The following is a 13,570-nucleotide window of genomic DNA, read 5'->3' on the forward strand; positions in this document are numbered from 1 at the left end:
CGTCACGTGAAAAAAAGTGGTGCCCTTCGTGATGTCAAAAGCAAAAAGTAAATGTGCTTTTGGGGAGATTATTAATGGCATTAGCACTTCCGTATAAACGTATTCTTTTAAAAGCTTCTGGTGAAGCTCTTATGGGGGGGCAAAGTTTTGGCATTGATGTTTCTGTTGTAGATCGTATTGCCGCTGATATTGCAGAAGTGCGCACAATGGGGATAGAAGTTGCAGTTGTTATCGGTGGGGGAAATATTTTTCGTGGCGTTGCTGTTGCTTCACATGGTGGAGACCGAGTGACAGGGGATCATATGGGAATGCTTGCAACTGCTATCAACTCTTTAGCATTGCGAACATCTTTGACAAAATTAGGGGTTGAAACTGTTGTACTCTCTGCGATTGCTATGCCACAAATTTGTGAAAGTTTTTCGCAACGTAAAGCAATAGCTTATATGAATCAGGGAAAAGTTGTTATTTTTGCGGGCGGTACAGGAAATCCATTTTTTACCACTGATTCTGCTGCTACTTTGCGTGCAGCTGAGATTGGTGCGGATGTCCTTCTTAAAGGAACACAAGTTGATGGTATTTATTCAGCAGATCCAAAGATAGACCCTACGGCTAAACGTTTTGACCAATTAACACATGTTGAAGTTTTACAATGGGGATTATCTGTTATGGATTCAACGGCGGTTACTTTAGCACGTGAGAACAATGTACCGATTATTGTGTATTCCATTCATGAAAAGGGCGGTTTGGCTAAGGTCTTGAATGGAACAGGACGCTTTACAATAGTATCAGAATAAGGGTAAGCTTCAAAGGACAATTGAAGGAGACAGAAATATGAATGTTACATCAATTATAGATGATCTGAAACGTCGCATGGATGGTGCTATTACGGCTTTTAAACATGAATTAGGTGGTTTGCGGACTGGACGTGCATCGGCCAGTTTATTAGAGCCGTTGACCGTTGAATCTTATGGTTCTGTTGTGCACATAAATCAGGTTGCTAATATTTCTGTTCCCGAACCTCGGATGCTTTCTGTTTCTGTATGGGATAAAACGATGGTAGGAGCTGTAGAGCGCGCTATTCGCGATTCTGGTCTTGGTTTAAATCCCATAACTGATGGTACGAATTTACGTATTCCTTTGCCTGAGTTGAATGAAGAGCGCCGTAAAGAACTTGTAAAAATTGCACATCACTATGCAGAGCAAGCGCGTGTTGCTACACGTCATGTTCGTCGGGATGGTATGGACAATTTGAAAAAGTTAGAAAAAGATGGTGAAATTGGACAAGATGAAGCCCATAGTTTGTCTGAAAAAGTTCAAAAACTCACAGATGAAACGATTGCTGATATTGATAAAATTTTAGCCGTAAAAGAATCTGAAATTATGCACGTTTAAGACGATTTTGTTGTTAGAAAAGGATGTTTACTCCCAGCCTGTAAATTGTTTCTATAGATAAGGGAAGTGGTGTGCTCTGTGATAACAAGGTGTGATGCAGGAAGGTATTTTATCATTTTGATATGGGAGAGATTGATTTGAAAGGGCAGATGTTTTAATTTTTTAATCTGCGTGGTAAATCATGTCCTTTGCTGGAAGACGCTATTGAGCAGCATGGTGAGGGCTTTCAGTTTAGCATGTCTTTGTTAAACAGCATAATGAAAGCATTCTTAGAAATTATTTAAATATTCTAAGATGAGGGTTGGGGAAAGAATATAACACAAAAAAACAAGCCTAACCTTTCCTTATTTTCCATTATAAAACATCTGAGTATAATCGATGAAGCAGATGCTATATGGTATAATTCGTTTTTTTACGACGAATATTTGATAGAGAAGTGTTTTTATATGAAACCTATATTAGTTAATTTATATGGGGATAGGTAGCTGCTTTTTCATTTTATATTTGAGAAAATATTAAAAAAATACTTTAGGATCAATCTTGACGGAGATTTTCGAAGCTGTTTTCATTGATTATTTGTCTTATAAGCGCTATCTTGGTAAACTGAATTGTTTATGATAAATTATAAGGGAAATTTATACAAGTATGAAATAAAAATATTGCGTAGGGAGGTTTTTCTTACGTCAATTTTAGAGCTTGTATTTTCTATTTTTATTGTTTGGATGTTGTTTTGTCTAATTTGGTTTATCGTGTTCTGACAGCTTTTGTGTTTGGTTTTATTGCATTGTATCTAACATGGTTGGGAGGGATCTCCTTTTTTTTATTTGTATGGTGTATTGGCGGTTTTGTTCTTTATGAGTGGATGAGTATTACTAAAGAGAAATGGTGTATTTTACAAAAAATATTAGCAAGTAGCTTTTATTTGATCTTTGGCTTTTTTTTAGTGTTGAGTGTATCTGCTTCATTGATTTTTTGTGTTTTAATCGTTTTGGCTGCGGTGTTGGCTATTATATCTATAAAAAAGAGTGGTTGGGTTTTTTGTGGTTTTTTATATGCATCTTTTCCTGTTGTTGCTTTATGCTTTCTACGGGATCATGAAATGTTGGGGTTCCAAGTTGTTATTTTCTTATTTACGATAGTGTGGGGAACAGATATTGGCGGGTATTTTATCGGACGTGCATTAGGGGGACCTAAATTAGCACCACAATTTTCTCCTAATAAAACATGGTCAGGAGCACTTGGTGGTACATTTGTCGGAGTTTTCGGTGGTATATGGGTTGCTTTTGGATTTTTTGATATAAATTTAGCAAGTTTTTTTGTGCCTCTCCTTACACTTGTTTTGTCAATTGTTTCACAATTGAGTGATTTAGGGCAATCATGGCTCAAAAGACGGTTTTCTGTTAAAGATTCTAGTTCTTTATTGCCTGGACATGGTGGTTTTATGGATCGTATAGATGGATTGGTAGGGGCAGCTTTTCTTCTTTATTTAATTGGTTCATTTATGTCTGATATGGATGCACCTTTTAATCTTTTTAGTATGATCTAATTGGGAGAAGGTAGTTTGGGACTTTTAAATTATATCGTCACTATGGGTGATTTTCTTTTAAGAAGTTTGAGTATTCTTTTCATCATTATGATTATCATTTTTGTGCACGAATTTGGGCATTATCTCATTGGTCGGTGGTGTGGTATTAAGGCGTTAGTTTTTTCGCTTGGATTTGGGCCAGAAATAGCGAGTTATACAGATAAGCATGGCACGAAGTGGCGTTTAGCGCTTATCCCCGTAGGAGGGTATGTAAAGTTTGTTGGGGATGAGGAAAAAAATGATACGGTATCATCCCAATCATCTCTGATTGTTGACGGTTCATTTGCTAGTGCGCATGCTTGGAAAAAAGCAGCAACTGTTTTTGCCGGTCCTTTTTTCAATGCCCTTTTTACTGTTGTTATTCTAACATTTTTTTTCTTTATCTATGGTCGTGTAGCCATTGAGCCCGTTATTGGTTCTTTGGTAAAAGATAGCCCTGCTCTTCAGTCCGGTTTGGAATTAGGTGATCGTTTTGTTGAAATGGATGGACGACGGGTTGAAAGTTTTGAAGATTTGATGAATTATGTAGCTTTTCACGGAAGAGAACCCATAGAGTTTAAAATAGAACGCATGGGGCGATTCTTTACAACGGTGATTACTCCGAAAATCGTTGAGCGAGATGATGGATTTGGTAATCGAACACGAAGTGCTATGATAGGTGTAGGTGTTCCTATTGATTTAAATAATCCTGCACATTTAGATCCAACTTATATAAAACATATTCGCTATGGTTTTGTAACAGCCGTAAGAGAAGCGTCAGACCGTACTGTGTTTATCGTCACTCAAACCGTTCTTTTTATGAGTCGTTTAATAGGAGGAAAAGAGGACCGTTGTCGGCTAAGTGGACCTTCTAAAACCGTTAAAATTGCTTGGAAAGTGAGCGAGACAGGTTTTGTCTCTTTGTTGAATTTAGCGGCTTTTCTTTCAATAAGTGTTGGGCTTATTAACCTTTTTCCGATTCTACCGCTTGATGGTGGGCATCTTTTATTGCATGTCATTGAGGTCATTACTGGGAGGGAAATATCTGCTAAAATCCAGGGAATTATTTTTCGTTTAGGTTTTTCCATTCTTCTCCTTTTTATGATCTTTGTCTTTTTTAATGATTATTTTTGTTGGTTTAGCTAATTAAATTATGGAAAACGCTTTATAAATTGAGTAATAATAGCGAAAACAAATTGAAGGTTGTTTACCATGTCTGCAAAATGTTGTGGCGTCGTACATTATAATGAGTAATTAAGGAATGAAAAGTCTCGCTGTAAAGAGGTTGTTATGGCAGTTAGCTTTTTAAGGCATCATGTCCAAGGAACAAGAGTAAGGTAAAAAAGCCAATGACTACAAATTCAAAGTTTTTAAATGCAGCATCTGTATTGGTGTTAAAAATGGGGATGATTGCCCCAGCAACGGTTTTTATGTCAATTGCTGCGGTTGGAGAAATACAAGCGTCTGTAGTCCGTTCTATTGAGGTTCGTGGGAATAAGTTTGTAAGTTCTCAGGCAATTCGAGACAATATCGGGATTAAGGCTGGACAAGGGGTTTCCAGTGCTGATGTTGATAATGCTGTGAAGAATCTTTTCGAATTGGGTTTATTTTATGATGTTAAAATAAATCCGGTAGGTGATAAATTGGTTGTATTCGTAAAAGAATATGAGGTTGTCAATCAGATATTGTTTCAGGGAAATAAATCTTTTAAAGACCCAGATCTTAAGCGGTTTATTTCTTTAAAACCGAATGAGCCTTTTAATTCTGCTAAGCTTTCTGCTGATATAAATACAATTCGTGAAGCTTATAAAACTCTTGGTCGTAATAATATCACTGTCAACGTTCAAACGATTAACCTTGGAAAAGGACGAGTTAATGTAGTATTTAATGTTGTTGAAGGGCAAAAAACAAAGATTGGTGATATCACTTTTAAGGGGAATAGTGTCTTTGGAAGTCGCCGTTTGCGTGATGTGATTTCAACAAAAACTTCAGGAATTTTTTCGAAGTTGTTGGGAGGTGATGTTTACAGTGAAGAGCGTCTCGCTGCTGATGAAGAAGCTTTACGTCGCTTTTATTATAATCGTGGTTATGCAGATTTTCGTGTAGTCTCTTCTAAAGCGACTTTTGATGCAGCAAGCAATACATATAAAATTTCTTTCGTTCTTGATGAGGGGGTGCGCTATAAAATTAGTGATATTCAGGTTGAAAGTGATGTTGATGGAATTGACGTTCAATCTGTGAAAAGGGGGCTTAAAACCCAGCCAGGTGATGTTTATAGTGCAGAAGATATTGAACAGTCTGTTGCAATTATTAATAACAAGGTTGCTGATTCGGGATATGCTTTTGCTAAAGTTGAGCCGCGGGGAAATCGTAATTTAGCAAATCATACAATTTCAATTTTATATAATATTGAACAGGGTACACGTGCTTATATTCAGCGTATTGATATACGTGGCAATGAGAAAACGCGTGATTACGTCATTCGCCGTGAGATTGATTTAAACGAAGGGGATGCTTACAATCAAACTTTATTACAGCGGGCAAAACGTCGTCTAGAAAGTTTAGGTTTCTTCAAAGCTGTTAATATTTCAATGGTTCCCACAGATCAATCTGACCAAGTTATTTTGGTAATAGATGTCGTTGAAGCTTCAACAGGAGATCTCTCTCTTTCTGGAGGATATACAACAGGGGGAACAAGTCCTGGTATGTCACTTGAAGTTTCTGTTACTGAACGTAATCTTGGGGGACGTGGTCAATATGTTCGTTTAGGGTTGGGTGCAGGGCAAGAAAAATCTCGTAATTATAATTTATCATTTGTTGATCCTTATTTCTTAGGGTATCGTTTATCTGCTGGTGTTGATGTTTTTCGTAGTACTTATCGTGCTGATAAAGCTTATGATGTACGACAGACAGGTGGATCGCTGCGGTTTTCGTTACCTATTAATAATCAATTATCTGCTAATTTAGCTTATTCTTACGTGCAGGAAGAATATGATTTTGGCGGAGAGTATGATTTTGACAAAGAGAGTGACGTAATAGCATTATATGGGAAATATTCTGGTGCGATTGTTCAAGCTGCAAAACAAAGCCCTTGGAAACGTTCATCAATTAGTTATGGTTTCACCTATAATACGATTGATGATATGAGATCCCCCCATGATGGGTGGTACGTGCATCTTCTTCAGGAATATGCAGGGCTTGGTGGAAGTGCAAAGTTCTTGAAGACCACGGGTAAGGCGATGATGTACAAGACTCTTTCTGACCAGAAGGATATTGTTGGTTTGCTTTCCTTTGGGGGTGGTTATATCCACGGAATGGGTCGAGATGGTGTTCGTATTTTCGATATGTTTAAAGCGAATACTGATATGATTCGAGGGTTCAAATATAATGGAATAGGTCCGCGTCAGGTTTCCAGTAAGGGTGAGGTTTATTTCTTGGGGGGAACAACATATATGAATGCGACTGCTGAAGTACAGTTTCCTATCCCTGTTGTGCCTGAAGGGTTCGGGTTGCGCGGTGCTTTATTTGCGGATATTGCCACGCTTTATGGCAATAATTATAAAGCCGTTTTTAAGGGTGAACCGTCTGTTACCAATACCAAAAGTGCTTGGCGTTCATCTGCAGGTGTGAGTTTGATGTGGGATTCTCCGTTTGGTCCTTTGCGTTTTGATTATGCTTGGCCAATAACGAAGCAGGAAGGTGATCGTTTGCAACAATTGAATTTTGGTATTTCTACAAAGTTCTGATTTGAGCGATTTTAAGAAGGAAAAACTTGAAGAGAATAGCTTAAGCTGGGAGAGAAAGTGTTTTGATGGCGGATACATTTTTTTTTACGCCGTCCCGGCAATTGACAGTTGCAAATGTTGCTGAGTTGACGGGTGCAAAGCTTCTTAATCCAGAGTTTTCTCATAAAGTTATCAATACTCTTTCTTCACTTGAGAGTGCTGTGGAGGGTTCTCTTGTTTTTGTAGAGCATCGGAAGTTTTCTGATGCTTTACTGGACAGTTCCGCTGTTGCTGTTTTTTGTACGAATGAGATTGTTTTTAAAGTTCCCGAAACTATGGCAATTTTAGTAACATCCACACCACAGCGTGACTTTGCTCAGATTGGTCGTATTTTGTTTCCAGATTCTGTCAAGCCAATGCCTTGGTTGGGACCCAAGGGGATTTCATCGCATGCGCATATTCATCCAACGGCTAAGTTGGCACATGATGTGTGTATTGAAGCGGGAGCTGTTATTGGTAGAAATGTTGAGATTGGTGCAGGAACTCTTATTTCATCCACAGCTGTTATCGGTGAAAATTGCCGTATTGGATGTGACTGCTATATTGCTCCTAAGGTAACAGTTCAGTGTTCTATAATAGGTGATAAGGTTCAGCTTTATCCTGGTGTTTGCATTGGGCAAGATGGTTTTGGTTATATTGGGGGCGTTTCTGGAATCGAGAAAATTCCACAGCTTGGTCGCGTTATTATTGAGGATGGTGTAGAAGTTGGTGCGAACACGACAATTGATCGTGGGACATTTCAAGATACTGTTATTGGTGAAGGAAGCAAGATTGATAATCTTGTCCAAATTGCCCACAATGTAAAAATTGGCCGCTATTGTCTTATTGCCGCTCAATGTGGCATTGCGGGAAGTACATCGATAGGGGATATGTCTCAGCTTGGCGGAGGTGTCGGAGTAGCCGATCACATCATAATAGGTAAATGTGTTCAGATTGCTGCTCGTAGTGGTGTTATGAATGACATTCCGGATGGCGAAAAATGGGGAGGTAGTCCAGCACGACCATTTAAACAATGGTTTCGTGAAGTAGCGACGTTGCGCAGTATGGGAAAAGTTAAAAAGGAGAAACGCTGATATGATCAGCAGTGAAAAGACTAAAAACTTAGAGGCTGTCGATATTGAAAAACTATTATCAATATTACCGCACCGTTATCCATTTTTATTAATTGATCGTATCGTTGATATTGATGGTGAACAAGGAGCTATTGGTATTAAAAATATAACGATTAATGAGCCGCATTTTACGGGACATTTTCCCGCGAAGCCTGTTATGCCTGGAGTTTTGATTTTAGAAGCTATGGCACAAACGGCAGGAGCAATAGCACTTTTAAATTTAGGCAATAAGCAAACAAATTTAGTTTACCTTATGACGGTTGATAATGCGAAATTTCGTAAGCCGGTTATGCCTGGTGATCAGCTCAAGATTCATGTTCAGCTCTTGAAAAAAAGATCTGGTATGAGACGTTTTTCGTGCGTTGCAAAAGTAGAAGATGTCCGCGTCGCTGAAGCAGAAATTGCTGCGATGATTGTCGAACAAGAATAAAAGATATTTGATGGGAATTTAAAAATGTCCGGTACGAAAATCCATCCAACTGCTCTTGTGGAGAATGGAGCGCAGCTTGGTGAGAATGTACAAGTTGGACCGTTTTGTCATATTAGTTCAGATGCTGTTATTGGTGATGGATGCAGTTTGATGAGTCATGTTGTGATAATGGGGAAGACAACGTTAGGAGCCAAGAGTAAAGTATTTTCTCATGCAGTTTTGGGAGCAGATCCGCAAAATAATAAACATAAGGGAGGGGCTACGACTCTTTCGATTGGTGAAAACTGCACGATTCGTGAAGGCGTAACAATGCATAGGGGTTCCGATTCGAGTGTAGGAATGACAGTTGTTGGTGATAATTGCCAATTTTTTTGTTATGCGCATATTGCTCATGATTGCCATGTAGGGAATCATGTAACATTCGCAAATAATGTGATGATAGCTGGTCATGTTATTATTGGTGATTATGTGATTATTGGTGGGGGTGCTGCTGTGCATCAATTTGTTCGTGTTGGGCATCATGCATTTATTGGTGGTGTATCGGCATTGGTTGGTGATCTCATTCCCTATGGAACAGCTGTTGGGGTACAGGCAAAACTTGCTGGCCTCAATATTATTGGCATGAAGCGTGCGGGACTTGAGCGTCAAGATATTCATGCACTCCGTCATGCGGTTGCTATGCTTTTTGATCATAGCAAACCATTTAAAGAGCGTGTCAGTGATGTTGCTTCTTTCTATTCTTCTTCTCAGTCTGTTCTTGATATAGTTAATTTTATTAAGGAAGAAGGAAAACGTTTTTATTGTACACCAAAATTTGAAGGTGATAGAATAAAAGAACATAAGGATTAAAAATGCCTATTTGGGGAGCCAGAAGTTTTCTTTCCGGCCGTACTGCTATTATAGCAGGAAATGGTGTTCTACCGATTACTGTTGCGCAGGCTCTTGAGAAGAATGGAGAGAATCCTTTTCTTGTGCTTTTGCGTGGTGAGGCGGATTCTGTTCTTTATCGCTATGAGCATTGCGAGCTATCAATTGTGGAGTTAGCGCGACTCGTTAAAATCTTAAAAGAGGCTGGAGTTTATAATGTTGTTTTGGCAGGTGGTGTGAAAAAGCGCCCACTTCTTAAACAATTGCGACTGGACTGGACAACATTTTTAGCTCTCCCTAAGTTAATCGGAGCTTTGAAGAGAGGGGATGATGCGTTATTAAAAGCTTTTATACGGATTATTGAAACGTATGGTTTTCGTGTTGTTGGTGCTCACGAGATAGTCGCAGATCTTTTAGCTCCCATAGAGTTTGATTTAACAGTGCGGCGTGCTACGCGAAAAGAGAAAAAAGATATTTTTTTAGCAGCAGAAGCAGCAAAGCTTTTAGGTCAATTAGATATCGGGCAAGCCGTTGTTGTTGTCCAAGGAAGGGTGGTTGCACTGGAGGGCGCTGAGGGAACTGATAATATGTTGTGGCGTGTTTGTGAAATGCGAGAAAGAGGGCAAATTCCCCTTAAAGGTGGCGTTCTTGTAAAATGTGCAAAACCACAACAGGATAATCGCGTTGATTTACCATCAATTGGGCCCGCGACAATAATGAATATTGCAAAGAGTGGTTTATCTGGTGTTGCGGTGGAGGCAAATAGAAGTCTAATATTATCGGTGAAAACAACAATAGAAAAAGCCAACAAATATTCTCTATTTATAGAGACATTTGAAAAGTTTGGTCATGAATAATTGTTTTTTAAAGATTGCTGTGGTTTCAGGGGAGGAATCTGGTGATTTACTTGCGTCCGATTTAATTTCTTGTTTATCACAACAAACAGGATGCAATATTCATTTGATTGGTGTTGGGGGGAGGCATTTAAAGGCATTAGGTTTAAAAAGCTTTTTTGATTCCCATGATATTGCTTTAATAGGTTTAAAGGAGGTGTTGAAAAAACTACCATTATTGTTGCTACATATTCGCAATTTATCCAAATTTATTGCACAAGAACAACCTGATTGCCTCATTATTATTGATAGTCCTGATTTCACGCATCGTGTTGCAAAAAAGGTGCGCGTTTTAGCGCCTTCTATTCCTATCATTAAATATGTTGCACCAACCGTTTGGGCATGGCGTCCAGAGCGCGCTAAAGCTATGCGCAAGTTTGTTGACCATGTTTTAGCGGTTTTTCCTTTTGAAGAAAAGATTATGCAAGATTTGGGTGGTCCTCCCACGACTTATGTTGGACATCGTCTTTTGACATATCCTTCCCTTTTGATAGTTCAGTCAGAAAAAAAATGCCAATTAGAACAAAGAAATTTGATCGATACACAAACATCATCGCCTACATTAGTTATTTTACCAGGATCACGCAATTTAGAAATTCGTTCTTTGATGCCTATTTTTCGAGAAACAGTAGAGATTCTTGTAAAACGTATTCCTCATTTACGTATTATTTTACCAACCTTACCACGTTTAGCGGATAAAATTCGTGATTTTGTACAAGGCTGGAAAAGCAAAGTAGAAATTGTAGTTGGTGAAGATGCAAAATGGCGTGCTTTTGCACAAGCAGATGTTGCACTTGCAGCATCTGGAACGGTTTCGCTTGAATTAGCATTAGCTAAAATTCCAACGGTCCTTTGCTATAAACTTGATCGTTTTTCTAAATTCTTTTTTTTCCCTAAAATAATTTTATGGAGTGCAGCTCTTCCCAATATTATTTCTGATAAGCCTATTGTACCGGAATATTTTGATGAATTTCTACGCCCAGGCATGTTAGCAAGACAAGTAGAACAACTTTTGTTTAATCCTTTAATACGACAGGCACAACTCGATGCCTTTGAGATGGTAGAACAGAAAATGAAAACTGAAGTACCATCGGGGGTTGTTGGCGCACAAACAATTATCACTCTTTTAAAAAGCAGGAATAAAATTGTATAAATAAAGCAATATGTTAATAATTAATATTTAATTTTAGCAAGAAAATTACAAGCACGTTGGCTTTTAGGATTAGTAAAAAATTCTTCAGAGGCTGTATCTTCAATAATTTTTCCATTTTCTAGAAAGAGTATTCTTTCTGAGACTTTACGTGCGAAGCCCATTTCATGGGTAACACAAAGCATTGTGATCCCTGTATCGGCCAATCGAGCCATCACGTCTAAAACTTCTCCCACACTTTCTGGATCAAGAGCAGAGGTTGGTTCATCAAAAAGCATGACTTCAGGTTCCATACAAAGTGCACGGGCAATCGCAACACGTTGCTGTTGCCCACCAGAAAGTTGTAAAGGATATTTTTCACAGTGTTTTTCAATACCAACATGCGTTAAGTAGCGAATTGCCCGTTCTTGTGCTTGTTGTTTGGAAAGTCCTTGAACTGTCATAGGTGCTAAAATACAATTTTGTATAACACTCATGTGGGGAAATAAATTAAAGTTCTGAAAGACCATTCCTATCTTACGAAGAACATTTTTTTGCTGTTGTATAGGAGCGGTATGGATATCAACATTATGGATACAGATTGAACCTTTTTGTGCTTGTTCTAATTGATTAATACAACGGATTAATGTTGATTTTCCTGATCCCGATGGTCCACAAATAACGATATGTTCACCAGCTTGAACATTAAAGTTGATATCATGTAGGACCTGAAAGTTTCCATACCATTTATTTAGATTTCGAATAGAGATCACAGGGTTTTTACAGGGAGAGATCGATTTATTACTTTTCAAATTCATCTTATTTTATTCTTTCATTGATGAATAACTTGATTAATTCAACATTTTTGTTTGTGAAGTTTTTTATGATCATTTTTATTTACCGTAAATATCGAGTGAGGCGTTGTTCGATAAAAACAATAAAACGATGAATGAGTTCAACGATAAAGAGATAGATAAGAGCAGCCCAAACGTAAACTTGAAAATCGAAAGTCCGTGAATAAGTGAGTTTAGCAACCCCCATTAAATCATAAACAGTAATAAGTGAGGCAAGAGCACTGGATTTAATCATTAAAATCAACTCATTTCCTAGGGGGCGTAATGCTACAATCATTGCTTGTGGAAGAATAACTCTAAAAAATGTGACAGAGTTACTTAGACCTAAAGCTTTTGATGCTTCACGTTGCCCAGTTGTTACGGATAGAAAACTTCCTTTAAAGATCTCAGATTGATAGGCAGCAGAATTGAGAGTAAAAATAAAAAGACAACAATACCACGCGTTTTGAAAAAACCACCACAAACCAACCTGTTGCCAGAAGTCGTTCATTGAACCAAGTCCATAATAAAAAAGGAAGAGTTGAGCTAATAAAGGAGAGCCACGGAAAAAATAGACATAAGCGTTTGCACAATACTGTAAAAATGTATTTTTTGATAAACGTGCAAAAGCGATAAGCATACCAAGAAAAAAACCAAGAGAACAAGAAATAGAAACAAGCTCAACAGTAACAATAAAGCCATTAATAAATTTTGGTCCATAATGACTTAAAAGATCAGGATTGAAAAGGAAATACAGCCACTCAGGAATCATTGACGTAGCACCTTTTTATCGCCTATTTGAGTGTATGTTTCCAAATGGCGTAAGATTGCAGTAAAAACCGCTGAAAATAACAAATAGAGTAAGCATGCTACAAGATAAAATAGCATGGGTTTATTGGTAGCAGCGACAGCTAAGTTCGTTTGTCGCATGAGGTCAACAAGTGCGATGGTTGAAACAAGGGATGTATCTTTCAGTAAAGTAAGCCAATTATTAGAAAGTCCTGGCAAGGCATTTCGGATGAGCTGAGGAAAGACAATACGAAAAAATGTGGTTGACCGTGAAAGGCCTAAAGCTTTAGCCGCTTCATATTGGCCTTTATCAAAAATATTAAATGCTCCAAGCCAAACCTCACAAGAAAAAGCTGCAAGAACCATACTAAGCGCAAGAACACCAGCAACAAAAGCATTGATACTGAACATGATTTCAAAATTAAAATAGTCAAAGACATTTTGAATAAGGCTTTGTAACCCGTAGTAAACTAAAAACAAAGTTAAAAGCTCTGGTAGTCCACGAAATACCGTTGAAAAGAGGCGTGCCATCGCTTTGGCCATCTTAATATTGGATCGAATCATCACTGCATTTAGAAGACCTAGAGGAAGTCCTAGAAGTCCACAACATAATGCCAATGACAATGTCATTCCTGCACTAGAAAGTATAACCGCTCCCCATCCACCATTGCTAAATGATAGCAATGCTAAATTTTCAATCATTCTTGTGTTCCTCATGAAAGAGTTAGATAATATTTTTTAGAAATAACTAGCGGGTTTCATTTAAACATCATATT

13 protein-coding genes are annotated in these 13,570 nt (G+C 38.1%); 10 read left to right on the top strand and 3 right to left on the bottom strand.

Annotated elements, in window-relative coordinates; translation table 11 throughout:
* The first annotated feature begins 74 nt into the window (after positions 1-74).
* The 10 genes from pyrH (at position 75) to lpxB (ending at position 11,196) form a co-directional block, all read left to right on the top strand.
* Complete coding sequence (gene pyrH, locus ACFIJR_RS06605) at positions 75-794, top strand: UMP kinase (RefSeq protein ID WP_012755043.1); 720 nt, start codon at positions 75-77, stop codon at positions 792-794.
* Between the two features lie 37 nt (positions 795-831).
* The gene (gene frr / locus ACFIJR_RS06610) at positions 832-1,392 is read left to right on the top strand and encodes a ribosome recycling factor (protein WP_375626264.1); all 561 of its coding nucleotides are present in this window, start codon (positions 832-834) and stop codon (positions 1,390-1,392) included.
* 730 nt (positions 1,393-2,122) lie between these two features.
* The gene (locus ACFIJR_RS06615; protein ID WP_375626262.1) at positions 2,123-2,938 is read left to right on the top strand and encodes a phosphatidate cytidylyltransferase; all 816 of its coding nucleotides are present in this window, start codon (positions 2,123-2,125) and stop codon (positions 2,936-2,938) included.
* A gap of 15 nt (positions 2,939-2,953) precedes the next feature.
* Positions 2,954-4,102 (top strand): RIP metalloprotease, encoded by a 1,149-nt coding sequence (locus tag ACFIJR_RS06620; RefSeq protein ID WP_375627179.1) that lies wholly within the window; start codon positions 2,954-2,956, stop codon positions 4,100-4,102.
* Between the two features lie 203 nt (positions 4,103-4,305).
* Positions 4,306-6,702, top strand: a complete 2,397-nt coding sequence (bamA, locus tag ACFIJR_RS06625; protein WP_375626260.1) for an outer membrane protein assembly factor BamA — start codon at positions 4,306-4,308, stop codon at positions 6,700-6,702.
* Between the two features lie 65 nt (positions 6,703-6,767).
* Positions 6,768-7,814, top strand: a complete 1,047-nt coding sequence (lpxD, locus tag ACFIJR_RS06630; RefSeq protein WP_375626258.1) for a UDP-3-O-(3-hydroxymyristoyl)glucosamine N-acyltransferase — start codon at positions 6,768-6,770, stop codon at positions 7,812-7,814.
* 1 nt (position 7,815) lies between these two features.
* Positions 7,816-8,283, top strand: a complete 468-nt coding sequence (fabZ, locus tag ACFIJR_RS06635) for a 3-hydroxyacyl-ACP dehydratase FabZ (RefSeq protein ID WP_375627185.1) — start codon at positions 7,816-7,818, stop codon at positions 8,281-8,283.
* Positions 8,284-8,307: 24 nt separating this feature from the next.
* A complete protein-coding gene (gene lpxA / locus ACFIJR_RS06640) occupies positions 8,308-9,132 on the top strand; it encodes an acyl-ACP--UDP-N-acetylglucosamine O-acyltransferase (RefSeq protein ID WP_375653846.1) in 825 nt (274 codons plus the stop codon).
* A 2-nt stretch (positions 9,133-9,134) separates the two neighbouring features.
* Positions 9,135-10,007 carry an LpxI family protein gene (locus ACFIJR_RS06645; protein WP_375648411.1) on the top strand — a complete coding sequence of 291 codons (873 nt, stop codon included), beginning with the start codon at positions 9,135-9,137 and terminating at the stop codon, positions 10,005-10,007.
* Positions 10,000-11,196, top strand: a complete 1,197-nt coding sequence (gene lpxB, locus ACFIJR_RS06650) for a lipid-A-disaccharide synthase (protein ID WP_375648410.1) — start codon at positions 10,000-10,002, stop codon at positions 11,194-11,196. The genes ACFIJR_RS06645 and lpxB overlap by 8 nt, the downstream gene beginning before the upstream one ends.
* 20 nt (positions 11,197-11,216) lie before the next feature.
* Here the strand turns inward: lpxB and ACFIJR_RS06655 are convergent, their stop codons facing one another.
* The 3 genes from ACFIJR_RS06655 to ACFIJR_RS06665 all read right to left on the bottom strand — a co-directional run bounded on the left by ACFIJR_RS06655 (position 11,217) and on the right by ACFIJR_RS06665 (position 13,496).
* Positions 11,217-11,990, bottom strand: a complete 774-nt coding sequence (locus tag ACFIJR_RS06655; protein WP_375627193.1) for an amino acid ABC transporter ATP-binding protein — start codon at positions 11,988-11,990, stop codon at positions 11,217-11,219.
* 79 nt (positions 11,991-12,069) lie between these two features.
* Positions 12,070-12,777 (bottom strand): ABC transporter permease, encoded by a 708-nt coding sequence (locus ACFIJR_RS06660; protein ID WP_375620077.1) that lies wholly within the window; start codon positions 12,775-12,777, stop codon positions 12,070-12,072.
* The gene (locus ACFIJR_RS06665; protein WP_012755055.1) at positions 12,774-13,496 is read right to left on the bottom strand and encodes an ABC transporter permease; all 723 of its coding nucleotides are present in this window, start codon (positions 13,494-13,496) and stop codon (positions 12,774-12,776) included. The genes ACFIJR_RS06660 and ACFIJR_RS06665 overlap by 4 nt, the downstream gene beginning before the upstream one ends.
* Positions 13,497-13,570: the final 74 nt, after the last annotated feature.

This window comes from Bartonella sp. OD88NMGDW, from assembly GCF_042193775.1.
In the GTDB taxonomy this organism is placed as follows: Bacteria; Pseudomonadota; Alphaproteobacteria; order Rhizobiales; family Rhizobiaceae; genus Bartonella; species Bartonella grahamii.